23 protein-coding genes are annotated in these 24,240 nt (G+C 73.5%); 14 read left to right on the forward strand and 9 right to left on the reverse strand.

Going from position 1 to position 24,240, the window contains the following annotated elements:
• Positions 1-134: 134 nt before the first annotated feature.
• The 4 genes from GA0070618_RS01145 (at position 135) to GA0070618_RS01160 (ending at position 2,519) form a co-directional block, all read left to right on the forward strand.
• Positions 135-1,013 (forward strand): helix-turn-helix transcriptional regulator, encoded by an 879-nt coding sequence (locus tag GA0070618_RS01145; protein ID WP_088979960.1) that lies wholly within the window; start codon positions 135-137, stop codon positions 1,011-1,013.
• A 7-nt stretch (positions 1,014-1,020) separates the two neighbouring features.
• Entirely contained in the window at positions 1,021-1,476 is a 456-nt protein-coding gene (locus GA0070618_RS01150) for an RrF2 family transcriptional regulator (RefSeq protein ID WP_088979961.1), read from the forward strand.
• 138 nt (positions 1,477-1,614) lie between these two features.
• Positions 1,615-1,800, forward strand: coding sequence for a DUF4236 domain-containing protein (locus GA0070618_RS01155; protein ID WP_088985195.1), 186 nt, complete (start codon positions 1,615-1,617; stop codon positions 1,798-1,800).
• Positions 1,801-1,943: 143 nt separating this feature from the next.
• Positions 1,944-2,519, forward strand: coding sequence for a potassium channel family protein (locus GA0070618_RS01160; protein WP_088979962.1), 576 nt, complete (start codon positions 1,944-1,946; stop codon positions 2,517-2,519).
• On the opposite strand, the gene GA0070618_RS01165 is transcribed toward GA0070618_RS01160, so the two are convergent.
• The 3 genes from GA0070618_RS01165 to GA0070618_RS01175 all read right to left on the reverse strand — a co-directional run bounded on the left by GA0070618_RS01165 (position 2,419) and on the right by GA0070618_RS01175 (position 4,190).
• Complete coding sequence (locus GA0070618_RS01165) at positions 2,419-3,396, reverse strand: hypothetical protein (protein WP_231931562.1); 978 nt, start codon at positions 3,394-3,396, stop codon at positions 2,419-2,421. The genes GA0070618_RS01160 and GA0070618_RS01165 overlap by 101 nt on opposite strands.
• A gap of 9 nt (positions 3,397-3,405) precedes the next feature.
• Positions 3,406-3,591, reverse strand: coding sequence for a hypothetical protein (locus tag GA0070618_RS01170; protein WP_088979963.1), 186 nt, complete (start codon positions 3,589-3,591; stop codon positions 3,406-3,408).
• A 77-nt stretch (positions 3,592-3,668) separates the two neighbouring features.
• On the reverse strand, positions 3,669-4,190 hold the full coding sequence (locus GA0070618_RS01175) for a VOC family protein (protein WP_088979964.1): 522 nt from the start codon (positions 4,188-4,190) through the stop codon (positions 3,669-3,671).
• A gap of 58 nt (positions 4,191-4,248) precedes the next feature.
• Here GA0070618_RS01175 and GA0070618_RS01180 point away from each other — a divergent pair, with 58 nt between their 5' ends.
• On the forward strand, positions 4,249-4,713 hold the full coding sequence (locus GA0070618_RS01180; protein WP_088979965.1) for a MarR family winged helix-turn-helix transcriptional regulator: 465 nt from the start codon (positions 4,249-4,251) through the stop codon (positions 4,711-4,713).
• Between the two features lie 57 nt (positions 4,714-4,770).
• Positions 4,771-6,807 carry a fibronectin type III domain-containing protein gene (locus GA0070618_RS01185; RefSeq protein WP_088979966.1) on the forward strand — a complete coding sequence of 679 codons (2,037 nt, stop codon included), beginning with the start codon at positions 4,771-4,773 and terminating at the stop codon, positions 6,805-6,807.
• A gap of 117 nt (positions 6,808-6,924) precedes the next feature.
• On the opposite strand, the gene GA0070618_RS01190 is transcribed toward GA0070618_RS01185, so the two are convergent.
• Positions 6,925-8,397 (reverse strand): sensor histidine kinase, encoded by a 1,473-nt coding sequence (locus GA0070618_RS01190; protein WP_088979967.1) that lies wholly within the window; start codon positions 8,395-8,397, stop codon positions 6,925-6,927.
• Positions 8,394-9,050 (reverse strand): response regulator transcription factor, encoded by a 657-nt coding sequence (locus GA0070618_RS01195; protein WP_088979968.1) that lies wholly within the window; start codon positions 9,048-9,050, stop codon positions 8,394-8,396. The genes GA0070618_RS01190 and GA0070618_RS01195 overlap by 4 nt, the downstream gene beginning before the upstream one ends.
• 94 nt (positions 9,051-9,144) lie before the next feature.
• Between GA0070618_RS01195 and GA0070618_RS01200 the strand changes: the two genes are divergently transcribed.
• Both GA0070618_RS01200 and GA0070618_RS01205 read left to right on the forward strand, forming a co-directional pair.
• A complete protein-coding gene (locus tag GA0070618_RS01200; RefSeq protein WP_088979969.1) occupies positions 9,145-10,278 on the forward strand; it encodes a LolA family protein in 1,134 nt (377 codons plus the stop codon).
• Positions 10,279-10,516: 238 nt separating this feature from the next.
• Positions 10,517-12,736, forward strand: coding sequence for a HelD family protein (locus GA0070618_RS01205; RefSeq protein WP_231931785.1), 2,220 nt, complete (start codon positions 10,517-10,519; stop codon positions 12,734-12,736).
• Positions 12,737-12,751: 15 nt separating this feature from the next.
• On the opposite strand, the gene GA0070618_RS01210 is transcribed toward GA0070618_RS01205, so the two are convergent.
• Positions 12,752-13,159: a hypothetical protein gene (locus tag GA0070618_RS01210; RefSeq protein ID WP_088985196.1), complete on the reverse strand. Its 408-nt coding sequence runs from the start codon at positions 13,157-13,159 to the stop codon at positions 12,752-12,754.
• A 188-nt stretch (positions 13,160-13,347) separates the two neighbouring features.
• Between GA0070618_RS01210 and GA0070618_RS33835 the strand changes: the two genes are divergently transcribed.
• Positions 13,348-15,390 (forward strand): glycerophosphodiester phosphodiesterase family protein, encoded by a 2,043-nt coding sequence (locus GA0070618_RS33835; protein ID WP_088979971.1) that lies wholly within the window; start codon positions 13,348-13,350, stop codon positions 15,388-15,390.
• 163 nt (positions 15,391-15,553) lie between these two features.
• A complete protein-coding gene (locus GA0070618_RS01220) occupies positions 15,554-15,952 on the forward strand; it encodes a hypothetical protein (protein WP_088979972.1) in 399 nt (132 codons plus the stop codon).
• A gap of 115 nt (positions 15,953-16,067) precedes the next feature.
• Here the strand turns inward: GA0070618_RS01220 and GA0070618_RS01225 are convergent, their stop codons facing one another.
• On the reverse strand, positions 16,068-17,039 hold the full coding sequence (locus GA0070618_RS01225) for a sporulation protein (RefSeq protein WP_088979973.1): 972 nt from the start codon (positions 17,037-17,039) through the stop codon (positions 16,068-16,070).
• 206 nt (positions 17,040-17,245) lie between these two features.
• The gene (locus tag GA0070618_RS01230) at positions 17,246-18,634 is read right to left on the reverse strand and encodes a cellulase family glycosylhydrolase (RefSeq protein ID WP_088979974.1); all 1,389 of its coding nucleotides are present in this window, start codon (positions 18,632-18,634) and stop codon (positions 17,246-17,248) included.
• Between the two features lie 244 nt (positions 18,635-18,878).
• Between GA0070618_RS01230 and GA0070618_RS01235 the strand changes: the two genes are divergently transcribed.
• The 4 genes from GA0070618_RS01235 (at position 18,879) to GA0070618_RS01250 (ending at position 23,385) form a co-directional block, all read left to right on the forward strand.
• A complete protein-coding gene (locus tag GA0070618_RS01235; protein ID WP_088979975.1) occupies positions 18,879-19,841 on the forward strand; it encodes a TIGR03557 family F420-dependent LLM class oxidoreductase in 963 nt (320 codons plus the stop codon).
• Positions 19,842-19,879: 38 nt separating this feature from the next.
• Positions 19,880-20,746 carry an alpha/beta fold hydrolase gene (locus GA0070618_RS01240; protein ID WP_088979976.1) on the forward strand — a complete coding sequence of 289 codons (867 nt, stop codon included), beginning with the start codon at positions 19,880-19,882 and terminating at the stop codon, positions 20,744-20,746.
• A 360-nt stretch (positions 20,747-21,106) separates the two neighbouring features.
• The gene (locus GA0070618_RS01245; protein ID WP_088979977.1) at positions 21,107-21,979 is read left to right on the forward strand and encodes a hypothetical protein; all 873 of its coding nucleotides are present in this window, start codon (positions 21,107-21,109) and stop codon (positions 21,977-21,979) included.
• 344 nt (positions 21,980-22,323) lie between these two features.
• Positions 22,324-23,385 carry an IS110 family RNA-guided transposase gene (locus GA0070618_RS01250; protein WP_088979978.1) on the forward strand — a complete coding sequence of 354 codons (1,062 nt, stop codon included), beginning with the start codon at positions 22,324-22,326 and terminating at the stop codon, positions 23,383-23,385.
• Between the two features lie 53 nt (positions 23,386-23,438).
• On the opposite strand, the gene GA0070618_RS01255 is transcribed toward GA0070618_RS01250, so the two are convergent.
• A complete protein-coding gene (locus tag GA0070618_RS01255) occupies positions 23,439-24,239 on the reverse strand; it encodes an endonuclease/exonuclease/phosphatase family protein (RefSeq protein ID WP_088979979.1) in 801 nt (266 codons plus the stop codon).
• Position 24,240: the final 1 nt, after the last annotated feature.

Consider the following 24,240-nt stretch of genomic DNA (forward strand, 5'->3'; position numbering starts at 1 on the left):
CGCGCCCGCGCCGGCCGACCGGGCGTTACCGAGCGGTAGCCTAGCCGTCCCGACCCCTGTCGGAGGGGCGGCGAGCCCCTACGTCGCCACCGCCGACATGCGGAGGACGACGTGGCGGGCTACCGTCGCTGGTGATGGTCTCTTCCGGTCAGCTCGCCCCGGCCACGGACGCCGCTCCCGCGCCGACCCCGACCGGGATCCAGACCCTCACCCTGGGTGATCTCGGTGCGGACCCGGCGTGGTGGCGACCGGTGCTGATCGGTTCGGACCACCTGGTTCTGGTCACCGGCGGCCACGGCACCCTCGAGGTCGACTTCCGCCCGTTCCCCTGCCGACCGGGCACCATGTTCCGGATCCGTCCCGGTCAGGCGCTGCGGCGCACCGACGCGCTGGACGCGGTGATGGTGCGCTGGAGCCCGCACGCCCTGCACGGGCTGGACGTCGACCCGGACGCCGTACCGACCCACACCCAGCTCGTCGGCGAGGACGAGGAAGCGGTGATCAACGAGGTCAGCCAGCTCGTGGTGGACTGCCGGCGGCACCGGGGCGCGGCCGGCGAGAGCCTGCTGCGACACCAGCTCGCCGTCCTGCTGCTGCGCCTGACGCTGACCACCGCCCCGACCGGTGGGACCGAGCCGCGCACCTTCCGGCGGCTCTGCCGGGAGGTCGAGCACCACTACCGGTACACCCGCCGGGTCGAGGACTACGCCGAGCGGCTGGGCTGCTCGGTGCGTACCCTCACCCGGGCCTGCCTGGCGATGACCGGCCACAGCGCCAAGCAGGTCATCGACGAACGGGTGGCGTTGCAGGCCCGGCGGCTGCTCGCGGCGACCGACGAGCCGATCGCCCGGATCGGTCGGTACCTCGGTTTCCCCGAGCCGACGAACTTCGGGCGCTTCTTCAGCCGGGAGGTCGGCTTGAGCCCGGGAGCGTTCCGGGCGACCGGTGGCCGGGTGGCCGTGCCGGCGCGGATCGTCCGCCCCCGGCCACCGCATTGGACCGACCGGGCATGATGGCATCGTGCAAATCTCGGCCCGCGGCGACTACGCGATCCGGGCGGCGCTGAGTCTGGCCGCCGCGTACCCGTCGCTGCTCTCCACCCAGTCCATCGCCGCGGAGCAGGACATGCCGCGCAAGTTTCTCGAAGCCGTCCTGGCGGATCTGCGCCGGGCCGGCATCGTCCGGGCCCAGCGTGGGGCCGAGGGCGGCTACACCCTGGCCCAACCGCCTCGGGAGATCGCCGTCGGGGCGATCCTGCGGGCGGTGGACGGGCCGCTGGCCGGCGTACGGGGGATGCGCCCCGAGGAGACCGAGTACCTCGGCGCGGCGGAGAACCTTCCCCGCCTCTGGGTGGCCGTCCGGGCCGCGGTCCGGCAGGTCGTCGACGAGGTGAGCCTGGCCGACCTGTCCACCGGCAAGCTGCCGGCGCACGTGCGGCGGCTGACCGCCCGGCCGGGGGCCTGGGAGCCGCGCTGAGGAAATCCGGCGACGGGTGACCGCTCCGCCCGACCCGGTCGGTGTTCCACGGTGGAACGCCCGCGGGTTTCGTGAATCAGCCATCCGGGCATGTTCGACACCGAACACGGACGGCTGGTCATGAAGGGAGGCCCCGACATGGGCCTGATGTTCCGCAAGCGGAAGAAGTACGGTCCCCTGGTCCTCAACTTCACCGAGAACGGCTTCTCCTCCTGGACCGTCCGGCTCGGCCGGTGGTCCTGGAACTCCAAGGCGCGGGCGCACCGGGTCGATTTGCCCGGCCCGCTCTCCTGGAAGCAGGACAAGTCCCGGTCGCGGGCGTAACGGGCACGACCGGAGGCTCCCGACGTCGAGCGGGGTGCGTGGTGGTCCACCACGCACCCCGCTCGACGTGTCCGGGTCGTCGGCCGGGCACCGGGTTCCCCGTTCCGGCCGGTGGGCGGCGTCCCGGGGCCGACAATCACCCCATGACCCGGGAGCGGCGGCCCTACCGGCGCGAACGCCGGCACGCGCTGTGGGCGTCGGCGCTGCTCCTGGTCGCGTACTTCGTCGCCCCGGTCGAACCGGACGTCAACGGTGTCCGGCTGGCGCTGCGGGCGCTCGGCACCGCCGTGCTGGTGCTGGTGGTCGCCGGGTTGGTCACCGGGCAGGTGCGCCGGCAGCTCGCCGACGACGGGGAGGCCACCGTCCTCTGGCACCTCGCGGTGGGGCTGGTCGCCGGGGTGCTCACCTTCGCGCTCGCCGACTACGTCATCGCGATCAGCGACCCGACGCAGTTCGTCAGCCTGCGGACCCGGATCGACGCGCTCTACTTCTCGCTCGCCACCCTCACCACGATCGGCTACGGCGACGTGCACGCCCAGGGACAGGTCGCCCGGGCGGTTGTCGGCGGGCAGATGGTCTTCAGCATCGGCGTCGTCGCCACCGGGGTGTCGATCCTGTTCAGGCGTCTGACCGAGCGCCCCCCGCCGATCCCGCCACAGAAGACTCCCCCGTCGGCCGCGACTCCGCCGCCCGCCGGGACCCCGCCGCCGGGTGGATGAGCACGTCCCCGCCGAGCCGGCCGTCCGCCGGTTCCCGGGTCACCGTGCCGGCATCGAGCAGCAGGGTCAGCGCCCGCACCGCGTCGGTGGCCCGGTACGGGGTGGCGGTCAGCACGTGCCGGCGCAGCTCGGTCACGGTGCGGGGGCCGGAGCGGGTCAGCTCGGCGACCAGCAGCGCGCCGAGCCGGTCGGCGTCCGGGGCGGCGGTGAGGTCGCGCGGCACGCCGTCGAGATCCCGGTACCGGAGCCCGGCCGTCGCACCGACCTGCCAGATGGCCTCCTTGCCCGCCTCCAGGTTGCGGTCCGAGCCGGTGCCGAGGGCGAGCAGCCGGGCCGGTTCGTCGTCGGCCGGGCTGATCTCGACCCCGGTGACCAGCGGGAAGCCGGCCCGGTGGAGGGCGGCCGGGCCGTCCGCGCCGGCGGGCACGGCGAGCAGCAGGTCGGCCGGGCGGCCCGCGCCAGCGGCGGTGAGGAAGGGTGCCGCCGGTCCGCCCCACACGACGCCGGCCGGGTCGTCGAGGACGGTGAGGGTGGGTGCGCCGGCTGCGCCGGCGGCCTTCAGCGCCACCGGCAGCCGGTCCGGCGCACCGGGTACGGGGTACACGGCCACGTCGGCGGGGAGGGAGGTCACCGCCGCGAGCCGGGCCGGCAGGTCCGGGTCGACGCCGACCACCACGACGGTGACGCGACAGCCGCGTACCCGGTCGGCGGCGTCGGTCAGGGCGCCCAGGGCGGCCTCGACGGTCCCGCCCACCGGGCCGGCGTACGCGAGGGCGATCGTGACCCGCCGCGAGCGGCGCAGCGCCCCGGTGAGCCAGGTGTCGAGCTGGCGGGCGAGGAGCGCGCAGAGAACGGCGTCGTACGGGTCACGGGGCATCCTGTGGTTCTACCAGGCGTCCGGCGTGGGCTCGGCGGCCCGGGGGCGGACGGGCCGCTCCGGATCGGGCCGGGACGGGGACACCGCCCGGGTCAGGGCGGACACGGAGACGCCGCCCCGGATCGGGCCGGACACGGAGACGCCGCTCCGGGTCAGGGCGGACACGGAGACGCCGCTCCGGGTCAGGCCGGACACGGAGACGCCGCTCCGGGTCAGGCCGGACGCGGAGACGCCGCTCCGGGTCAGGCCGGACGCGGAGACGCCGCTCCGGGTCAGGCCGGGACGGAGACGCCGACGCCGCCCCGGGTCTGCCCGCCGTAGCGCTGCCGCTCGCGGGCCAGGTCGAGGCGGCCGATCCGGGTGCGCGCGGCGAGCGCCGCGGCGTCGAGCCGGTCGGCGGGGACCAGCCAGACGATCTCGAACTCCAGGCCGTCGGGGTCGCGGCCGTAGAGGCTCTTGGTGGTGCCGTGGTCGGAGCTGCCGACCAGCGCGCCGGCCGAGGTGAGCCGCTCGGCGGTGACGGCCAGTTCGTCGAGGGTGTCGACCTCCCAGGCCAGGTGGTAGAGGCCGACGGTGCGGCGGCCCGCCTCGGACGGGCCGGCGGCCGCGCCGATCTCGAAGAGGCCGAGGTCGTGGTCGTTGGTCGAGCCGGGCGCCTGGAGGAAGGCGGCGCCGGTGAACCCGTCCGGGGTCATCGGCACGGGCTGGAAGCCGAGCACGTCACGGTAGAAGGCGACGCTGCGTTCGACGTCGCGGACGAAGAGGACGGCGTGGTTGAGGCGGTGGATTCCCATGCCCGCCACGGTAGCGCTATTTTGTTGAGCGTTCAACTAGTTGTCGTATGATGGCCGCATGACCCGGTGGTTGGACCCCGACGAGCAGCGCACCTGGCGGGCGTTCCTGGCCGCCTCCCGGGCGCTGATGGAAACCCTCGACCGCGAGCTGCAACACGACGCCGGCATGCCGCACGCGTACTACGAGATCCTGGTCCGGCTCTCCGAGGCGCCCGGGCGGGAGCTGCGGATGACCGACCTGGCTCTGGCCAGCGGGTCCTCGCGCAGCCGCCTGTCACACGCGGTGACCCGGCTGGAGGCGGCCGGCTGGGTGCGCCGCCGGGACTGCCCGACCGACCGGCGGGGGCAGTTCGCCGTCCTCACCGACGCCGGCTTCGCCGCGCTCGCCGCCGCCGCGCCGGGCCACGTCGAGGGGGTGCGCCGCCACCTGTTCGACGCGCTCAGTCCGGCGCAGGTCGACCAGTTGCGCCGGATCAGTGAGTCCCTCGTGGACCATCTGGGCGTCGATCGACCACTATCCTGACCAAACTGCCACCTGACGGGTCTTGTACATACCGTCGCGGAATGCGCACGATGAGGCGTGTCCTCCCCCTTCGGTGAACTGACCGGCCGGGCGCACCAGCTCGTGGCCGCCGGCGACCTCTCCGGCGCCCAGGAGTTGCTCGCCGACGCCCTGGCCGACGCGGACCCGCGCCCGGCGAACGCCTCCCCCGAGTTGGCCGAGGCCGCCGGTCTCCAGGCCCGGGTGCTGGTCACCCTCGGCGAACCGCACTCCGCCCGGGGCTGGGCGGCGTTCGCGTACGCCGCGATGACCCGGCTGTACGGCACGTCCGACCAACGGACCGTGGCCGCCGCCGCGACCCTCGCCGCCGTGCTGCACCGGGTCGGCAGCTACGCCCGCGCCGCCCGGCTGTACCAAGAAGTGATCATCGAGCTGACCGCGCTCGACGGGCCGGAGTCGCTGCGGGTGCTCGCCGCGCACGCCGACCTGGCCACCGTCGAGTACGCCCGGGGTGAGTGCACGGTCGCCCGGGAACGCCTCCAGGACGCCTGGGAGTTGCACCGCGAGGTGTACGGCGACGGGCACGTCAGCGGGATCAAGATGCTCGCCCGGCTCGGGGCGATGCAGCGCGACTGCGGGCAGTTCGCCGACGCGCACGACAACCTGGCCCTGGCCCGGGAACTGTGCCGGCAGCACCTGGACCCGGACGACCCGCTCGCCGCCCAGGTGGCCGCTCTGGCCCGGGCCGCCGCCAACCCGGACCACGCCTGCGACGAGGTCGGCGACGCCGAGTCCGCCGTGGTACCCGCCGCACGGACCCCGTCGGCCGAGGAGGGCGACGCCGGTGGACCCTGGCCCCCCGAAGCAGCCGACCACGCCGACGGTCCCGGACCGGAGCCCTGGGACACCGGCCACGAGGACGCCTACCGGACGGACGCCGGCTACGACACGCGACGGCCGTACGGATCCGGGGCGGGATACGCGGGCCACGGGGTGGGGGCCGGTCACGGCCCGGTCCCACGCCCACGGGTTCCGGAGGAGCCAACCGACCGCACCGGCGACGGCACCGGCACCGGCACCGGTGACGCGTACCCGGCCGGTCCCGACCGGTACCGGACGTACCCTGGCCACCACTCGGACGAGTGGTCGACGCGCGGCGGGCAGCAGCACGACCCCGGGCAGCGGCACGACCCCGGTTACGCCGACGCCGGATACACCGACGCCAGGTACACCGACGCCGGGTACGCCGACGAGGGCGTCGGATACGCGAGCGACGGGATCGGGTACGCGGACGACGCCGGATACACCGCCGAACGCACCCGGGAGGGCGGAGGTGCCGGACCGGACGGCGGGTGGTCGACCGGCCGCCGGCACGACCCCGACGGTCGCTCGTACCGGCACGACCAGCGGTTCACCGGCCCCGGGCAGTACCGCGACGGCCCGGACGGCGACGACTGGTGGCCCCCGGAGGGAGAGGTGGACCGCCCCGACGAGCCGGCCGGCACCCGTGCCCCGACCGCTCCGGCACTGCCGCCGTCGGTGGTCGGCCTCACCGGCGGAGGGCGCCCGGAGGAGTCCCCGGGCGTGCACCGGGTCGCCCACCTGCCGGTGCGGGTCGGTTCACGGCTGCCGGTGCACGTTCCCCGTCCGCCGGCCGATCCGTCCCGCCGGCTCGCGCCACTGGTCGTCGCCGGGGTGGTCGTGGTGCTGCTCGGCACCGGCGCGGTGATCGCCGGGGTGGCCCGGGTCGACGAGCCGGGTGGGCAGCCGCCACCCGCCCCCGGCACTCCGCCGTCCCCGGGCGCGACGCCCGGCGGCACGGCGAAACCGGCCACCGCGGCGCCCGGCGCCCCGCCCACCGGGGTGACCCTGCGCGACAACCGGGACAGCGTCACGCTGAGCTGGACGTACCCGGCGGGGGCGGAGGGTCCGGTGCTGGTCTCCGGCGGCCGGGTGGGGGCGGACGCACGTGCCTTCCAGGAGCTGCCGGCCGGCGCGACCAACTACATCGTCTACGGGCTGGACCGTGGCACCGACTACTGCTTCACCGTGGCGGTCGTCCACTCGGCCGACACGGTCGGCCGGGCGAAGCCGGTCTGCACGAAGCGGAGCTGACCGGAGCCGGGGCAGCCGGGGCGGTCCGGGTCGACCACCGGGACGGGCAGCCCAGGGCCGGACCACCGGGACGGGCAGCCCAGGGCCGGGCAGCCCAGGGCCGGACCACCGGGGCGGTCAGGCGTCCGGGTCGGGCAGGGCGGGCAGGCACACCGAGACCCGCAGTCCCGGCCCGGCGTCGGAGAGCCGTACCGTGCCGTCGTGCAGCCGGACGAGTTCCCGGACGATGGCCAGGCCGAGGCCGGCGCCCCCGGCGTCCCGGTCCCGGGCGTCGTCGAGTCGGGTGAACCGGTCGAAGACCCGTTCCCGGTCGGCGACCGGGATGCCCGGCCCGTCGTCGGTCACGGTGACCAGATGGGTGCCGGCGGCGGCGTCGCCGGTCACCTCGATCACGACCGTGCTCCGGCAGTGGCGGACCGCGTTGTCGATCAGGTTCGTGGCGACGCGGTGCAGTTCGTCCGGGTCGCCGACCGTCCACTGCGGGCCGGACGCCGGCAGAATGCGTACCGGAGGGGACGGGAAGCGCACGGCGACGGCCCGGACCAGTTCGGTCAGCTCGACCGGGCCGGTGGCCCGCCGCCCGCGTACGGCCCGCGCCGGGGCATCGGCGACAGCGACGGCACCGGCGTGCCCGGCCTCGTCCAGCCGGGCCAGCAGCAGCAGGTCGTCGACGAGACGACTGAGCCGTTCGGTGTCCGCGAGCAGGTCGCGGGCCACCACCGGCCAGTCGGTCCGCTCCCCCAGCCGCCCGGCCACCTCCAGTTCGGTCCGCATGTTCGTCAACGGGCTGCGCAGCTCGTGGGCGGCGTCGGCGAGGAACGCCCGTTGCCGGGCGCGGGCCGCCTCCAGCCGGGCCAGCATGTCGTTCAGGGTGACCGCCAGTCGGTGGATCTCGTCCTGGGAGGCCGGGACCGGCAGCCGCCCGCCGTTGGCCCGGCCGGTGATCTCCTCGGCCCCGCTGCGCAGCGCCTCGACCGGGCGCAGGGTCGCCCCGACCACCCGCCAGGTCACCCCGCCGAGGATCACGACCAGCAGCGGAATGCCCACCAGCAGGACGAAGCGCACCACCCTGGCGCCCTGGTTCACGTCCGCCATCGACTTGCCGACCAGCACGGTCAACGGATCGGTCGGCGTACCGGCGGGGACGCTGACCACCCGGACCGGACCGGGCAGTCCCAGCCGTTCCCCGCGGACGAAGGCGCGCTGCCGGGCGGAGTGGTCGATCCGGTCCACCGGCAGCATCGGCACCAACCGGTCGGCGTCGATCGAGGCGGCGCGGACCCGTCCCGCTCCGTCGACCACCTGGACCCGGACCTGTCCGGCGGCGACCGGCAGCGGGTCGGGCAGGGCGTCCTCGGCGGCGAGCAGCGCCACCGCGTCGGCGGTCTGGAACGCCTCGGCGTCGACGCTGCGTTGCAGGACGTGGCCGAGCACGCTGAGCAGCGCCAGCCCGCCCAGCGCCAGCCCGACCGCCAGCCCCAGGACGCTGACCAGGGTGAGCCGGCCCCGCAGCCCGAGCGGCGGCGGCCGACGCGGTCCCCGGCCGCCCGTCCGGTCCTCGCCCGGCGCGGGCTCCGACGGTCGGTTCACGGGCTCAGGCGGTAGCCGGCGCCCCGGACGGTCTCCAGGTGGTGCCGACCGATCTTGCGGCGGAGGTAGCCGACGTACACCTCCACCGCGTTCGGCGCGGTCTCCAGGCTGGCGTCCCAGACGTGGTCGAGCAGTTCGGTCTTGGAGACCACCTCTCCGGGGCGGCGCATCAGGTAGTCCAGGAGGGCGAACTCGCGGGCGGTGAGGGCGATCTCGGCGTCGCCCCGGGTCACCCGCCGACCGGCCGGGTCGAGGCTGAGGTCGCCGACGGTCAGCACGGTGGGGCGTTGCGGCGCGCCCCGGCGCAGCAGGGCCCGCAGCCGGGCCAGCAGCACCACGTACGAGAAGGGTTTGGTGAGGTAGTCGTCCGCCCCGCAGTCCAGCCCGTCGGCCTGGTCGTACTCGCCGTCCTTGGCGGAGAGCATCAGCACCGGCAGCCAGTGCTCCTCGGCCCGGAGCCGGCGCACCAGCTCGTAGCCGGAGAGCCCGGGGAGCATCACGTCGAGGATCATCGCGTCGTAGCCGCCGTGCCGCGCGGCGTCCAGCCCGGCCGGACCGTTGGTCGCCACGTCCACCGCGAAGCCCTCCGCCTGGAGCCCCCGTTGCAGGGTCCCGGCCAGCCGGGTCTCGTCCTCCACCACCAGCAGTCGCACGGGTCAAGGGTGCCACCGTCGCGCCGCCCGCCGATTCGTTCTCCTCAGCACCCTCACAGCATCCGTCCGGCAGGATGGCGGTCAGGAGGTGCACATGTCTGTTCTGACTAGCCGTCCGGCGTTGCGCTGGATCGTGCCGACGGCCGCGACGGTCGTCCTGATCGGCGGTGGCGCGGCGGTCGGCCGGTTCGCCGCCGAGGCCGAGCCGAGCCTGCCGCCGAGGAGCGCCGCCCAGCTCCTGGTGGATCTTCAGACGTCCCGGTTGGAGGGGCTCTCCGGCACCGTGGTGCAGCGCGCCGACCTCGGTCTGCCCCCGCTGGTCGCCACGGTCGCGGAGCGCCGCGAGGACCTGACCGCCCTGGTGGCCGGCACCCACACCATGCGGGTCTGGTATTCCGGCCCGGACAAGGCGCGGATCGCCTTCAAGGACACCCTCGGCGAGCGGGACGTGATCCGCAACGGTGCCGACCTGTGGGTGTGGAACAGCAAGAAGAACGAGGCGTTCCACCGGACCCTGCCGGCCGACGCCGGGCAGCGGCCCGACGCCGGCACGGAGCTGCCGGTCACCCCGGCCGAGGCCGCCGACCGGGCGCTGGCCGCGATCGACCCGAGCACCGAGGTCAGCGTCGGCCGGTCCGCGACGGTGGCCGGGCGGGACGCGTACGAGCTGGTGCTCAAGCCGAAGGACACCGCCTCCCTGGTCGACCAGGTGCGGATCGCGCTGGACGCTAAGGAGCACGTGCCGCTGCGCTTCGAGCTGTTCGCCGACGAGGGGGACGCGCCGGCGATCGAGGTGGCCTTCACCCAGGTCGACTTCAGCCGTCCGGACGCCGACCAGTTCACCTTCAACCCGCCGCCCGGGGTGAAGGTGAACGAGGAGAAGTCGACCGGGACGCGTCCGGAGCGTCCGGCCGGGTCGGAGAAGCCGGGCGGCGCGAAGGACCGGGACGCGACCGTGGTCGGTGCGGGCTGGGCCGCCGTGCTGGTCGCCCGGACCGGTGCCCCCGCCGGACGGCCGGCGGGTCAGGACGCCCCCGCCCGCCAGCCGGAGGGGTCGGAGGCCGCCGCCGGGCTGGACCTGCTCAACCAGCTGCCCAAGGTCAGCGGCCCCTGGGGCAGTGGCCGGCTCTTCTCCGGGACGGTCTTCAGCATGCTGCTCACCGACGACGGCCGGGTGCTCGCCGGTCTGGTGACGCCGGAGCGGCTCTACGAGGTCGCCCGCGGCTGACCTCTCCGACCACCCACGATTCGCGTCACCGGAACCCGTTCCGGTGACGCGAATTCTTTCCCGGGACTTGGTCCGCGCCGCCGGGGCAGGCTATCTTTCTCAGTTCAGACACAAAAAGAACGACCATTAGCAAATGGTCGCTCGAAGCTATTTTAGCGAATTGGGAGAGGGCTTGTCAACGCAGTCCGACGAGCAGCAGCACACCGACGAGATCGGCCACGAGCAGGAGTACGTCTCGATGCTCTACCGCCGGCTGGACGGGCTGCGCGACCAGGCCGCCCACCGGCTGGCCGAGGAGCTGCGCAGCGACGGTGGCACGATGCAGGCCCGCTCCCAGCGGGACACCGTCGTGCGGATGTACGCCGAACAGGTGGAGCAGTTCTCCGCCGTGGAGCAGGGGCTCTGCTTCGGCCGGCTCGACTCCGACGACGGCTCGCGCCACTACATCGGCCGGATCGGGATCTTCGACACCGGCGACGACTACGACCCGCTGCTGATGGACTGGCGGGCCCCGGCCGCCCGGCCCTTCTACCTGGCCACGGCGGCCAACCCGCAGGGCGTACGCCGCCGCCGGCACCTGCGGACCCGGGACCGCAAGGTGGTCGGGCTGCACGACGAGACCCTCGACCTGGCCAGCGCCTCCCCCACCGCACACGAGGAGCTGACCGGTGAGGCGTCCCTGCTGGCGGCGCTGAACGCCAGCCGGACCGGCCGGATGCGGGACATCGTCGAGACCATCCAGGCCGAACAGGACCGGGTGATCCGGGCCGACCTGGGCGGGGTGCTGGTCGTGCAGGGCGGGCCGGGCACCGGCAAGACGGCGGTCGCGTTGCACCGCGCCGCGTACCTGCTCTACACCCACCGTCGGGAGCTCTCCAGCCGGGGCGTCCTGCTGGTCGGGCCGAACGCGACCTTCCTGCGCTACATCTCGCAGGTGCTGCCGACCCTGGCCGAGACCGGTGTGCTGCTGCGCACCCCGGGTGACCTCTTCCCGGGCGTGACCGCCCGTCGCGCCGAGTCGGCCCGGACCGCCGCGCTGAAGGGTCGACTGGTGATGACCGAGGTGCTCGCCGGCGCCGTCCGGGACCGGCAGCAGGTGCCGGACGAGCCGCTGGAGATCGAGCTGGAGCAGCGGGACGTGCTGACCCTGACCCCGCAGGTGTGCCGGGAGGCCCGGGAGCGGGCCCGCCGCTCCGGCCGGCCGCACAACCTGGCCCGCGCGCTGTTCGACATCGAGATCATCCACGCCCTCGCCGACCAGGAGGCCGACCGCATCGGCGCGGACCCGCTCGGCGGGGAGAACCTGCTCGACGAGGCCGACATCGCGGAGATCCGCCGGGAACTGCGGGAGGAGCCGGGGATCCGCGCGGCGCTGGACCACCTCTGGCCGGTGCTCACCCCGCAGCGCCTGCTGGCCGACCTGTTCGCCGCCCCGGACCGCATCGCCGCCGCCGCGCCCATGCTCGACGCCGACGAGCGGGCGCTGCTGCACCGTGAACCGGGCGGGTGGGCCCCCTCCGACGCTCCCCTGCTCGACGAGGCCGCCGAACTGCTCGGCGAGGACGACCGGGCGGCGGCGGCCCGCCGGGACCGGATCCGCGCGCAGGCGCGGGAGTACGCCGAGGGCGTGCTGGAGATCTGGCGGGGCTCCCGGTCCATCGACGTGGAGGACGAGGCGGACGGCGGTGAGATCCTCGGCGTCACCGACCTGCTCGACGCCGACCGGCTCCTCGAACGGCAGGAGACCGGTGACGCGTTGACCACCGCCGAGCGGGCCGCCGCCGACCGGAACTGGGCGTTCGGGCACGTCATCGTGGACGAGGCGCAGGAACTGTCGCCGATGGCCTGGCGACTGCTGATGCGCCGCTGCCCGAGCCGGTCGCTGACCATCGTCGGTGACGTCGCGCAGACCGGCGCGCTCGCCGGCACCCCGTCCTGGCGGGAGGCGCTGGAGCCGTACGTGGCCGACCGGTGGCGGTTGGCGGAGCTGACCGTCAGCTACCGCACCCCGGCCGAGATCATGGCGGTCGCCGCCGACGTGCTCGCCCGGATCGACCCCGGACTCCGTCCACCCCGCTCGGTGCGCAGCACCGGGGTCGAGCCGGTGGAGCGTACGGTCGCCCCGGAGCGGCTCGCCGCCGAGGTGGTCGACGTGGCCCTCCGGGAGGTGGTCGACCTCGACAACGGCCGGCTCGGCGTGATCGTGCCGGCCGGACGCGTCGACGAGTTGGGCGCGGCGGTGACCGGCGCGCTGCCGGAGGCGGCGGTGGGCGAGCACCCGGAGTTGGAGAGCCAGGTCGTGGTGCTGACCGTCGCCCAGGCCAAGGGCCTGGAGTTCGACTCCGTCCTGCTGGTCGACCCGGACAGGATCGTCGCGGAGTCCCCGCGCGGCGAGAGCGACCTGTACGTCGCCCTCACCCGCGCCACCCAACGCCTGACCACCCTGGTCTGCCTCTGACCGGCGGCGGGTGGGTCAGTCGTCGGTGAAGCCGCCGACCTGGCTAGCGGCCGAGGACTGGTCGCTGGTGGAGCTGCCGGCCGGGGTGCTCAGGCCCCCGGTGGTGGCGTCCCCGGTGGTGGTCGGGGCGACCGTGCCGGGGTGCCGTTCCGGTTGGCGGGCGATGCGCCGCACGCTCGCCGGTCCGGCGGTGCCGCCGGTGGTGGTGACCGCCCCCTGACCCCGGGTCGGGCCGCCGTCGCGCAGCACCTCCGGGTCGATCGGCACGTCCGCCGGGTCGCCCGGGTCCTCGCGTTGGAGCTGCTGCTGCACGTCGCTCGGGGGCGAGTTCACCTCGTTCAGGGTGTCCTCGCCGTAGACCCCGGCGAGGAGCCGCTCCTCGGTCCGGCGGGCGGACTCGCGCATGCTCTCGGACACGTGGATCACCTCGCAGATTCGTCGGCAACCCATGGCCTGCCCGACCCCGGCTTGGCTAAACCCGGCCGTCCCGGGCGACCGGCGTCAGGGGTCGTTCACCGTCACGTCGTCTGCCGCTCGCCCGCGCGACGGCCGCGCTCGGCGATGCTGTCCGGCGGGTAGGCGGGACCCACCCGCCCCCGAGGGGAGCAAGCGTGCGGACAGTACGCCGTACCGCCACCGCGGTCCTGGCGGTGGCGATCGTGACGACCGGGCTCAGCGTGCCTGCCCAGGCGCGACCGCGTCCGGACCGGACGTTCGACGTGCAGGCCCACCGGGGCGGGCTGGGCCTGCGGGTGGAGAGCACCCTCGCGTCGTTCGGCAACGCGCTCCAGATGGGTGTGACCACCCTGGAGCTCGACGTGCAGATCACCGAGGACGGACAGGCGGTGGTCACCCACGACCGCCGGGTGAGCGGGACGAAGTGCGTGGACACCGCCCCGGTCGCTCCGGGCGACCCGGAGTTCCCGTACGTCGGGAAGTACGTCAACACGCTCAGCCTGGCGCAGGTGCGCACCCTGGACTGCGGCACGAGGACCCTGCCGGACCGGCCGGGTCAGGTCGCCGTGCCCGGTTCCCGGATGCCGCTGCTGCGCGAGGTGTTCGACCTGGTGAAGCGGTACCGGGCCGACGACGTGACGCTCAACGTCGAGACCAAGGTGGAGGCCGGCGCGCCGCACGAGACCGCGCCCCGGGAACAGTTCGTCCAGGTCACCGCCGCCGAGATCCGCGCGGCCGGGCTGCGCGACCAGGTGACGATCCAGAGCTTCGACTGGGGCGCGCTGATGCGGATGCGTCAGGTCGACCCGAAGCTCCCCCTGATCGCGTTGACCAACTACGACTTCCTCCAGGTCGGCCAGCCCGGCGCGTCGCCCTGGCTGGGCGGCCTCGACATCGACGACTTCGGCGGTGACCCGGTCCGCGCGGTCCGCAGCTTCGGCGCGGACGCGTTCTCCCCGGTGCACGGTTTCCCGCAGAACGGCACGGTCACCGATCCCGGCTACCGGCCGTACGTGACCAGGGAGATGGTGGCGCACGCGCACCGCAACGGGCTCAAGGTGATCCCGTGGACGGTGAACGACGTACCGACCATGGCGAAGCTCGTCGACGACGGCGTGGACGGCATCATCACCGACTACCCGGACCGGCTGCGCGGCCTGCTCGCCGAGCGTGGGTACGAACTGCCGCGCGGGTACGCCTCCCCGTTCGACGTCCAGGCGCACCGGGGTGGCCGGGCGGACCGGCCGGAGAACACCCTGCCCGCGTTCGCGTACGCGCTGGAGAACCCGGCGACCTCCACCCTCGAACTGGACACCGGGGTCACCGCCGACGGGCACCTCGTGGTGCTGCACGACCGGCGGGTCAACGGCAGCCACTGCCAGGACACCGCCCCGGCTGTCCCCGGTGACCCGGAGTTCCCGTACGTCGGGAAGCTGGTGCACGACCTGACCCTGGCCCAGCTCAGGACCGTGGACTGCGGGACGCTGACCCCGCCGGACGCGCCGCACCAGGTGCCCGTGCCCGGGGCCCGCATCCCCACCCTCGACGAGGTGCTCGACCTGGTCCGGGCCAGCGGTCGGGACGACGTACGGCTGAACATCGAGACGAAGATCAGCCCGCTGGTGGCGGACACCGCGCCGTACCGGGAGTTCACCCGGAAGCTGGTGCGGGCGGTCGAGCAGGCCGGGTTCGTGTCCCGGGTGACGATCCAGTCCTTCGACTGGCGGACCATCACCCATGTCCGGAAGCTGAACCGGCGGATCGGGACGGTCGCCCTGGTGTGGCAGTACGGCCCGGCCGAGTGCGCCGGCCTCGCCGACGAGTGCTCGCTGCGGGCGGTCTACGACGACCCGACGGTCAAGAGCCCGTGGACGGCCGGGTTGGACTGGTGGCAGCACCGTGACCTGGGCAAGCTGGTCCGCGCGTCCGGCGCGACCACGGTGTCGGCGAACTGGCAGGTGCACGACCCGGCGCAGGGCACCGTGCCGTCCGCCGACTGGTACCTGCGGGAGAACCCGGCCTACCACCACGGACCGGACGTGCCGACCCTCCAGCGGCGGTACGGGCTGAAGGTGGTCCCGTACACGGTCAACGACCCGGCGGTGATGCAGCGGGTCATCGACCTCGGGGTGGACGGCATCATCACCGACGACCCGCGACTGCTGGTCGAGGTGGCGGTCCGCAACGGCCTGCGCTGAGCCGGCCGGCGGACCCGGGCGACGATGTCATCCGGCCCGGGAGTCGGCGTTAGTGCCCCGCCGGCGCCGGGTAGCCAGGCGGTGCCCCGCCGAGTACCGCCCCGTGACCGGAACGCGGAGTGGGGGTGTGGGTGCAGTACTCATCGCATCCTGAGGAGGAAAGATGAGCACGCAGGCTGCAAGCACCAGGCCGGTCAACCGCCAGGCGCAGGACATGCAGAACCGGGCGGGACAGGACATGCCCAACCGCGCGATGGCGGAGGCGCCCACCCGTCCCATGCCGATGATGCACGACGGCCGGCGCGAGGCCATGCAGGCACCGGGTACGGAGACGAAGAACGCTTTCCGTACCACCGAGTTCTGGGTCTACGTCGCCGCGGTGATCGGCGTTCTGGCCGCCTCGCAGCTGGTGGGCCGGAACTCGACCGGAGTGGACATCTTCCGGGCCGACAACGCCTGGTTCATGATCACCCTGCTGACCCTCGGTTACCTGGGTAGCCGTGGCCTGGCCAAGGCCGGGAGCGCCTTCCGCAGCGGCGAGGAGCGCAACGCCCGGCACTGACCGGACGGACGGTACGCGCGGTCACTGACCGGCGTCACCGCGACGGTGGCCCCCGGGGATTCCCCGGGGGCCACCGTCGTCGTATCGTCCGGGCCGGTCCGCCGACCCGGGTGGGTCACTCCTCGAAGTCGCCCCCGTCGTCACCCTCGAAGGCGTCGTCGAGCATCTCGCCGGCGATCATGCCGCCGGCCACGCCGAGGGCCGCGCCGGCCACCACGCCGCCCATGCCCATCCCCCGGCTGTGCCCACCGTGCCCGTGGCCGTAGCCCTGGCCGTAGCCCTGCGGGGCGTAGCCGTGCGGACGCATGCTGCCGTAGCGGTTGACGGTGTCCTGGAGCCACCCGTCGACCACCTGGGCCCAGTCGACCCGGTCGACGTCGGCGTGGGAGACCGTGTAACGGCCGAACGTGTCCTGCCCGGGGGTGAAGAGCCCGCCGCGCTTGTCGCACTCCAGGATCACGTCGACGCCCTGCTGGCTGGTCACGAAGGTCAGCTCGACCTCCCGGACCGTGTGCGCGTACTGCGGCGCGGCGAAGTACTCGATCTCCTGGTAGAACGGGAGCGTCTGCTGCACGCCGTAGATGTGCCCCCGCTCCAGGTCGGCGTTCTTGAACCGGAAGCCGAGACGCTGGAACGCCTCCAGGATCCGCTCGTGCACCGGCAGCGGGTGCACCGACACCTGGTCCAGGTCGCTCTTGTCGACCGCGCGGGCGATCGCCAGCTCGGTGCGCAGACCCATGGTCATGCCGTGCAGGCGCTGGCCGTACACGTCGGTGATCGGCGTCTCCCACGGCACGGGGAGCTGGAACGGGATGGAGAGCTGCTGCTTCGGGGCGAGCTGGAGCGCGCCGCTGACCCCCATCCGGTGGAACTCCATGACGCCCGCGTACTCACCGTCACCGGTCTCGACCTCGACCCGGGTGACCAGCCCGACGCTGATCTGCTCGATGTTCGCCGGGGCCTCCCCGCCGACCAGGTTGACCTGGCCGTCGAGCATGAGGCCGGGTCGGGTGTTCGGGTTGGCGAGGACGGTGTCCACAGTCGGCCCGCCGACACCGAACGCGCTCAACATCTTCTTGAAGACCATGTCGCAAACTCCCGGGAAATCGCACCGGCCCTCCAGGTGGGGCCGGACGCCACTCTCCGCACCCTAACCGCTCCCACTGGGAACTACCTGGGAGGACACCACCGGTCACAACGGACCGCCCGCCGGCCGGGCGCCGGCCGACGCTGCGGCCGGCCGGCGCCGTGGACCTTTCCCGGTCGGGGTCACCCGGCTCCGGGGTGTCGGGGTCAGGCGGCGGTGCAGGTGGGCGTCGGGGCGGTGTTGCCACCCGACGTCGCCCCGATGAAGCCGAAGGTGGTGCTGGCCCCGGCCCCGAGGTTGCCGTTGTATGCGACGTTGCGGGCGGTCACGGCCGAGCCGCTGCTGGTCACCGTGGCGTTCCAGGACTGGGTGACCGTCTGGCCGTTGGCGAAGGTCCAGTTCACCGTCCAGCCACGGATGGCGGCGGAGCCGGCGGTCACCTTGACCTCACCCTGGAAGCCGCCCTGCCACGAGCCGGTCACCGTGTACGTCGCCGTGCAGCCGCCCGGCGGCGGCGTGGTCGGCGGCGGCGTGGTGGGCGGAGGGGTGGTGGGCGGCGGGGTCGTGGGCGGCGGGGTGGTCGGCGGCGGAGTCGTCGGCGGGGTGCTGCCGAAGACGGTCGCCTCCTTCGCGGTCTGCTTGATGCCGTTGGCCCCGTTGAAGATCCGCTGTCCCCAGCTGCTGAGGTTGGCCGGGTCGAAGTTGATGGCCATGTCGAGGTACTCGACGCCACCGCCGTTGCCGCTCCACGACCAGCCCAGGTAGCCGATGCCGTTGGCCTGGCTGTAGGAGAGGATGGCGTCCTCGTCCGGGTCGCCGTCGGAGTGGTTGTGGCCGAACTCGCCGACCACGATGGGCAGTCCGGCGGTCCGGAACCGGCCGAGGTAGTCGCTGATCTTCGCGGCGGTGTTGAACACGCCGTACATGTGGATGGAGAAGACGGTGTTCTTCGCCGGGTCGGCCGCGAAGACCGACGCCGCGTTGTCCCGCATGGTGTACGTCCAGTCCTGGCCCCAGTTCGGCCCGTCCACCATGATGGTGTGCGCGAACCCGGCGGTGCGCAGCCGCTTGATCGCGTTGGCGGTGTCGGTCGCCCAGCCGCTGTAGTTCTGGTTGCCGTACGGCTCGTTGCCGATGTTGACGATGACGTACTTCTCCTGGCCGGTCAGGGCCGACTGGACGCTGATCCAGTAGTCGACCGCCTGGGCCAGGGTGGCCGCGCCGGCCTGCTCGCCGTAGCCGGTGGTGTCGTGCACCTCCAGCACGCAGATCAGGCGGTTCTGCTTGCAGAGCGAGATGACGTTGGCGACGTCGGCGGTCTCGTTCTTGGTCCAGCGCTGGCCGCTGGAGAGCACCACCCTGACGGTGTTCGCGCCGAGCGCCTTGATGTTGGCGAAGGAGCTGGTCTGGTGGGTGTACCAGGTGTGGGCGTGGTTGACGCCGCGCATGACGAATTCCGCGCCGTTGGCGTCGTAGAGCTTGCCGTTGGCGACGGTGAACCCGGTCGCGGCGTGCGCCGGCTGTCCACCGAAAGCCACCAGGCTCACGACGAACGCGAGCAGGGTGGCGGCGACGACGGAGAGTCGTGTCTTCATGACCTTCCTCAGGGATGACCCCCGGCCCGACGGGGGTGAAGGGTGTGACGAGGGGCGGCTGCAGCCCGACAGCCGCGCCCGACTCCACGGCGCGGGATCAGCGTAGGCCGATGCCTTCCCGGAAGGCAACCTGAACCGGTTAAGAAAACGCCCACCTGCGGCCCCGCGCGTGTTGCCGGGCGGAGGGTTGAGCGGCGGGGACGGGGGTAAGCCGGAGGGACCGGTGCGGCGAGAGGAGCGTGCGATGGTCAACGTCGGCTACACCCTGATGTGCGAGCAGGCCGGCCCGAAGCAGCTGGTCGACTACGCGGTACGGGCGGAGGCGGCCGGCTTCGACCAGCTCGTCATCTCCGACCACTACTACCCGTGGCTGGACTCGCAGGGCCACTCGCCGTACGCCTGGTCGGTGCTCGGCGCGGTCGCGCACGCCACCAGCCGGGCGGAGCTGATGTCCTTCGTGACCTGCCCGATCCGGCGCTACCACCCGGCCGTGGTGGCGCAGAAGGCCAGCACCGTCGGCGTCCTCTCCGACGGCCGGTTCACCCTCGGCCTCGGAGCCGGGGAGAACCTCAACGAGCACGTGGTCGGCGGCTGGCCGCACGTGCAACAGCGGCACGAGATGTTCGAGGAGGCGTTGCAGATCATCCGGCCGCTGCTCAACGGCGAGACGCTGACCTTCTCCGGCAACCACTACGACGTGCCCGACGCGTACGTGTGGGACCGGCCGGAGCGTCCGGTGCCGATGGCCATCGCCGCCTCCGGCCGGCAGTCCGCCACCCTCGCCGCCGAATACGGCAACGGCATCGTCGCCACCGAGCCGGACCGGCACATCATCCAGATGTACGACGACGCGGGCGGCGCGGGCCAGCCCCGCTACGGGCAGGTGGCGATCTGCTACGGCCCGGACGAGGCCGAGTGCCGCAAGATCGTGCACGACCAGTTCCGCTGGTTCGGCCTGGGCTGGAAGGTCAACGCCGAGCTGCCCGGCCCGGACTCGTTCGAGGCGGCCAGCCAGTACGTCCGGGAGGAGGACGTCGCCGAGGGCATCCCCTGCGGCCCGGACGTCGACCGGCACGTGGAGGCGTTCAAGAAGTTCGTCGACGCCGGCTTCAGCCACGTCGCCGTCGTCCAGGTGGGCGGGGACAGCCAGCCGATGTTCCTGGACTGGGCGCGCGAGGAGCTGCTGCCCCGACTGCGCGACCTGTGACAGCCCCGTCGGTCCCGGCCCCGAGGGGCACCGGACGGGTGCGGACGACCGGTCCGGCACCGGACCGGTTCGGGTGGACACAGCTACGGGTCGCGCTGGCCGCGCCGCGCCCGGCCGCCGGGCTGACCAGCGAGTGGCGGCTGGTGAACGGCATCCGCACGCACTGCCGGCGGTCCCCCGGCCCAGCCGACGGGCGACTGCCCGTCCTGCTGGTGCACGGTCTCGCCGTCTCGCACCGGTACCTCACCCCGCTCGCCACCGCCCTCGCTCCCATGCACCCGGTCTACGTGCCGGACCTGCCCGGCTTCGGGTTGAGCGGCCCGCCCCCACGGCCGTACGACGCGGTCCGGCACGCGGCGCACCTGGCCGCCTGGCTGGCGGCGTACGACCTGGGGCCGGTTTGCGTCTTCGGGCACTCCTTCGGCGCGGAGGTGGCGGCGGCGCTCGCCGCCCGGCACCCCGACAGGGTGCGGGCGGTGGTGCTGGCCGGGCCGACCAGCGACCCGGCCGCCCGGTCCGGGTGGGGGCAGGTCCGCCGCTGGCTGGTGGACACCACCCGCGAGGGCGCGCTGCAACTTCCGGTGCTGCTCCGCGACGTCCGCGACGCCGGCCCGCACCGGGTGTACGCCACACTGACGCACTCGGTACGCAATCCGGTGGAGACCGACCTGGCTCGGATCATCGCGCCCACCCTGGTGCTCGCCGGCGCGCGGGACCCGATCGTGCCGCCCGCCTGGCGGGAGACGGTCGCCCGGCTGGTCCCCACGGCGGAACCGGTGACCGTGCCCGGGGCCGCGCACAATGTCGCCACCACGGCACCGGCACGGGTGGCCGACGCGGTCCGCGCCTTCCTCACCCGACCCGACCTCCTCGACGGACAGGTGGACACCCATGCGCATCGGTAACACGGAGATCCGGCCGCTCGGCGGCGGCCTCGGCTGCCTGCTGATGATCCTCTTCTCGGTCCTCGCCTCGATCGTGCTGACCGTCCTGGTCAACACGGTGCTCTGAACAACCACTCCGGTGCGAGACGAACAGCATCGTCGTCGGGTGGTGAGCCGTCGGGACGTGATGCGCGGCGCGGCCGTGCACCGCGGCCGTCGGTACCACCGGCACCCCGAGGACGATGCGGGCCCAGGTCGAGGCGACCGGGCCGGACGGCAACGTGGTCCGCGCGGTGTGGGACTCCGGTTCGCAGGGGCGGCCCCGACGCCGACACGGCCGGGAACATCGACTGGCCGACTCTCGATCTCCAGAATGGAGAGATGACAGCCGACGCGACCCCGCGACGACATCCGCTCCTGCCAGTCCTCGCCGGTTCCCGAGCCGTCCTCGTCGGTCGGGACACCCCCGACCCCGACGCCGACCATGGCTTCGGCCACGGCTACGAATCGGCGGTGGAAGCGACCAGGGCGCTGGCCCGCACCCTCACCTCCCCGAACATCGGTACGCCTTTCCTCGAAGCGCACACCGAACAGCTCGTGCGCGGGGAGTCGCCCGACGCGGTCATCGACGCCGTGCGTCGGGCCGGCGCGGCGGCGTCAGACACCCTGCTGTTCTCCTACGCCGCGACCGGCCCGGAACACTGGGAGACCCCCGAGGGCGCGGAGCAGTGGACCGAGGATCCTGGCAGCGGGCGGTCCGTGCTCAGGAGGGTCGCCGACCTGATGCGGGAGAGTGCGGCCACCCGACTCGTCGTCCTGCTGGACTGTGGCTCCGCGCAGATCGCCGCGCGGCACTTCACCCGGCCGGACCCACCGGCCGGTCACCGGCACGACGTACAACTGTCGCTGCTGGGCGCGAGCCGGATGATGCTGTTCGGGAGCGAGATCGACCCGTTCACGAGCACCCTCACCAGAGCGCTTCAGGCAGGGGTCGACGACGGTCCCGAGGCCCTGGATCTGGTGGCGCTCGGCAACGCGGTGCGGGCCAAGTTCACCGAGCTGCGGTACCAGGTCGAGAACGAGTACATCCCGGGAGCGAAACAGCTGGTCCTCCACGGCGGCCACGAGGTGGCGCTCGGCATCAACCGGGCCTTTCCGCCCGATGACCGCGACGTCGCCCTGCGGTATCCGCCGCGCTATCCCGGCGCCTTCTTCGCCCACCCCGACGCCGTGAGTGAAGCTGAAGGCTACTGACCCGACGACGCCGGGCCCGACCCTGTTACGGGCCCGGCTCGGATGGCTGGGGTGAGAAGGGCTGTGAAGGTTGCTCTTGGCTGGCCTGGGGCTGGCTGGCAGGGTCGGCGTCATGATCGCGGGCCTGGGTGTGGCTCATGAAAAGGGTGGCCCCCGCGGGGTGCTCTCAGTGAGATCTGCCCACCCGGCTCGAGGTCGGGGCGCCGGCCCTGCCCCTCTCGGTGGCTTGATCAGAAGCTTGCCCGACCCGTGGCCGCGGGTCGTGGCCCATCACAGTCCTGCCGCGAGAGCACATCCCGGGCCGGCGCCGCCACGACGTCTCCCCGGAAAGGCAGGACGCCGCCATGGCCATCGTCGCAGACCACTACGACTTCGTCATCGGCGTGGACACCCACGCCGCTTCACATACCCTCGCACTCATCACCGCCGGCACCGGCGCAGTCCAGCAGCAGGCCCAGTTCCCTACCAGCCCGGCCGGGCTACGCCGCGCCACCGCCTGGATCCAGCGTCACACCCAGGACACGACAACGCTGATCGTCATCGACGGCGCCGGATCCTACGGCGCCACCTTCACCGAACAGCTCACCGCAGCCGGTTTGACCGTTGCCGAAGCACCCGACGTCCCGGCCATCAGCAGGCGCCGCCACGGCAAGAGCGACGCCCTGGACGCCATCGCGATGGCCCAAGCAACCCGCAGCCTGAACATCAACGAGCTGCGCTGGCCCCGCGCGACCGGTGCCCGCACCGCCCTGCGGGTCCTGATCGTCGCTCGGGAACAGATGAGCGGCGAACGCACCCGAGCCGTCAACGCGTTGACCGCCCTGCTGCGCACCGTCAACCTCGGCATCGACGCCCGCCGCGCCTTGACCACCACGACCATCACCACCATCGCGGCCTGGCGCACCCGAGACGAGAATCCGGCCCTGGCCGTCTGTCGAGCCGAGGCCATCCGCCTGGCCCGGCGCATCCGGGCCCTCGACGCCGAACTCGCCGCCAACCACACCACCCTGCACGAAGCCGTCACCATGCAGGCGCCGCAACTGCTCGACCTGCCCGGCGTCGGCGCCGTCGTCGCCGCGACCGTCCTACTGGCCTGGTCACACCCCGGACGCATCCGCTCCGAGGCCGCGTTCGCCGCCCTGGCCGGCGCATCACCACTACCAGCCTCATCAGGCAACACCACCCGACACCGACTCAACCGCGGCGGCGACCGACGCCTCAACCGAGCCCTCTACACCGTCGCACTGGTCCGCATGGGCCACGACCCCCGCACCCGCGCCTACGTCACCCGCCGCACCGCCGAAGGCCGCACCAAACGCGAGGTCATGCGCAACCTCAAGCGCTACATCAGCAGGCAGCTCTTCCGGACCCTGACCGCCGCCCACACGGCAGGAACCACCCCTTGACAATTATAGAAGCATCTCGCTCTGTGACCGGTTGGTTCCTGCTGGCACGGCGGTCAGGCCGGGGTGAGGTCGAGGTCCACGACGACCGGGTAGTGGTCGGAGGCGTACTCGGTCGCGCCGCCCCGCACCACCCGGCAGTCACGGGCGCGGGCGGCCGGCGCGGGCGTGCCGAACAGGTAGTCCAGGCGCATCCCCGAGAACTCCGCGCCCCCGCCGTACCGGGTCGGGGCGGTCTCCGGCTCCCCCGACCCGGCGCGGGTGAACAGGTCGACCAGGCCGGCCCGGTGCAGCCGGGCCACCGCGCGGGTCTCCACCGTCCGACCGTCGCGGCGCAGGTGCCGCCGCCGGTACGTCGCCGGCAGCCGGGCGATCCGCGCCCGGTGGTCGACGCCCGGTTCGAGGGTGTTCAGGTCCCCGGCGAGCAGCGCGGACTCCCCCGGCGCCCGGCGCAGCGCGGCGGCCAGCCAGCCCGCCTCCAGCCGGCGTCGCCACCCGCAGTACGGGTCCAGATGGGCGCTGACCACGGTCAACGGTCCGGCGTCGGCGGTGGCCAGGGTGACCCGCTGCGCGGCGTGGTGGAACGGCCGGCGCACCGGGGCGGCGGTGAGCACCCGCCACGGCGGGCGGACCAGCACCGCCACCGGCTGGCCGAACCAGCTCCGGGCCAGGTGCGCCCGCATCCCCACCGCGTCGCCGAAGCGCTCCGCCACACCGGGCGCGTCGAAGCCGCGCAGCTCCTGGAGGGCGAGGACGTCCGGCCACTGCTCGCCGACGACCCGGACCAGCCGGTCCCGGCGGTCGGCGGTGCGGTCCCGGCCGCCGGTGCGGACGTTCCAGGTCATCACCCGCAGCATG

This window comes from Micromonospora echinospora, assembly GCF_900091495.1.
Taxonomy (GTDB): domain Bacteria; phylum Actinomycetota; class Actinomycetes; order Mycobacteriales; family Micromonosporaceae; genus Micromonospora; species Micromonospora echinospora.

Excerpts from the sequence above, each read along its gene's own strand:
- GA0070618_RS01145 (WP_088979960.1), top strand. The coding sequence starts at position 135 with ATGGTCTCTTCCGGTCAGCTCGCCCCGGCCACGGACGCCGCTCCCGCG.
- GA0070618_RS01155 (WP_088985195.1), top strand. The coding sequence starts at position 1,615 with ATGGGCCTGATGTTCCGCAAGCGGAAGAAGTACGGTCCCCTGGTCCTC.
- GA0070618_RS01160 (WP_088979962.1), top strand. The coding sequence starts at position 1,944 with ATGACCCGGGAGCGGCGGCCCTACCGGCGCGAACGCCGGCACGCGCTG.
- GA0070618_RS01165 (WP_231931562.1), bottom strand. The coding sequence starts at position 3,396 with ATGCCCCGTGACCCGTACGACGCCGTTCTCTGCGCGCTCCTCGCCCGC.
- GA0070618_RS01175 (WP_088979964.1), bottom strand. The coding sequence starts at position 4,190 with ATGGGAATCCACCGCCTCAACCACGCCGTCCTCTTCGTCCGCGACGTC.
- GA0070618_RS01180 (WP_088979965.1), top strand. The coding sequence starts at position 4,249 with ATGACCCGGTGGTTGGACCCCGACGAGCAGCGCACCTGGCGGGCGTTC.
- GA0070618_RS01200 (WP_088979969.1), top strand. The coding sequence starts at position 9,145 with ATGTCTGTTCTGACTAGCCGTCCGGCGTTGCGCTGGATCGTGCCGACG.
- GA0070618_RS01205 (WP_231931785.1), top strand. The coding sequence starts at position 10,517 with ATGCTCTACCGCCGGCTGGACGGGCTGCGCGACCAGGCCGCCCACCGG.
- GA0070618_RS01220 (WP_088979972.1), top strand. The coding sequence starts at position 15,554 with ATGAGCACGCAGGCTGCAAGCACCAGGCCGGTCAACCGCCAGGCGCAG.
- GA0070618_RS01225 (WP_088979973.1), bottom strand. The coding sequence starts at position 17,039 with ATGGTCTTCAAGAAGATGTTGAGCGCGTTCGGTGTCGGCGGGCCGACT.
- GA0070618_RS01230 (WP_088979974.1), bottom strand. The coding sequence starts at position 18,634 with ATGAAGACACGACTCTCCGTCGTCGCCGCCACCCTGCTCGCGTTCGTC.
- GA0070618_RS01235 (WP_088979975.1), top strand. The coding sequence starts at position 18,879 with ATGGTCAACGTCGGCTACACCCTGATGTGCGAGCAGGCCGGCCCGAAG.
- GA0070618_RS01245 (WP_088979977.1), top strand. The coding sequence starts at position 21,107 with ATGACAGCCGACGCGACCCCGCGACGACATCCGCTCCTGCCAGTCCTC.
- GA0070618_RS01250 (WP_088979978.1), top strand. The coding sequence starts at position 22,324 with ATGGCCATCGTCGCAGACCACTACGACTTCGTCATCGGCGTGGACACC.
- GA0070618_RS01255 (WP_088979979.1), bottom strand. The coding sequence starts at position 24,239 with ATGCTGCGGGTGATGACCTGGAACGTCCGCACCGGCGGCCGGGACCGC.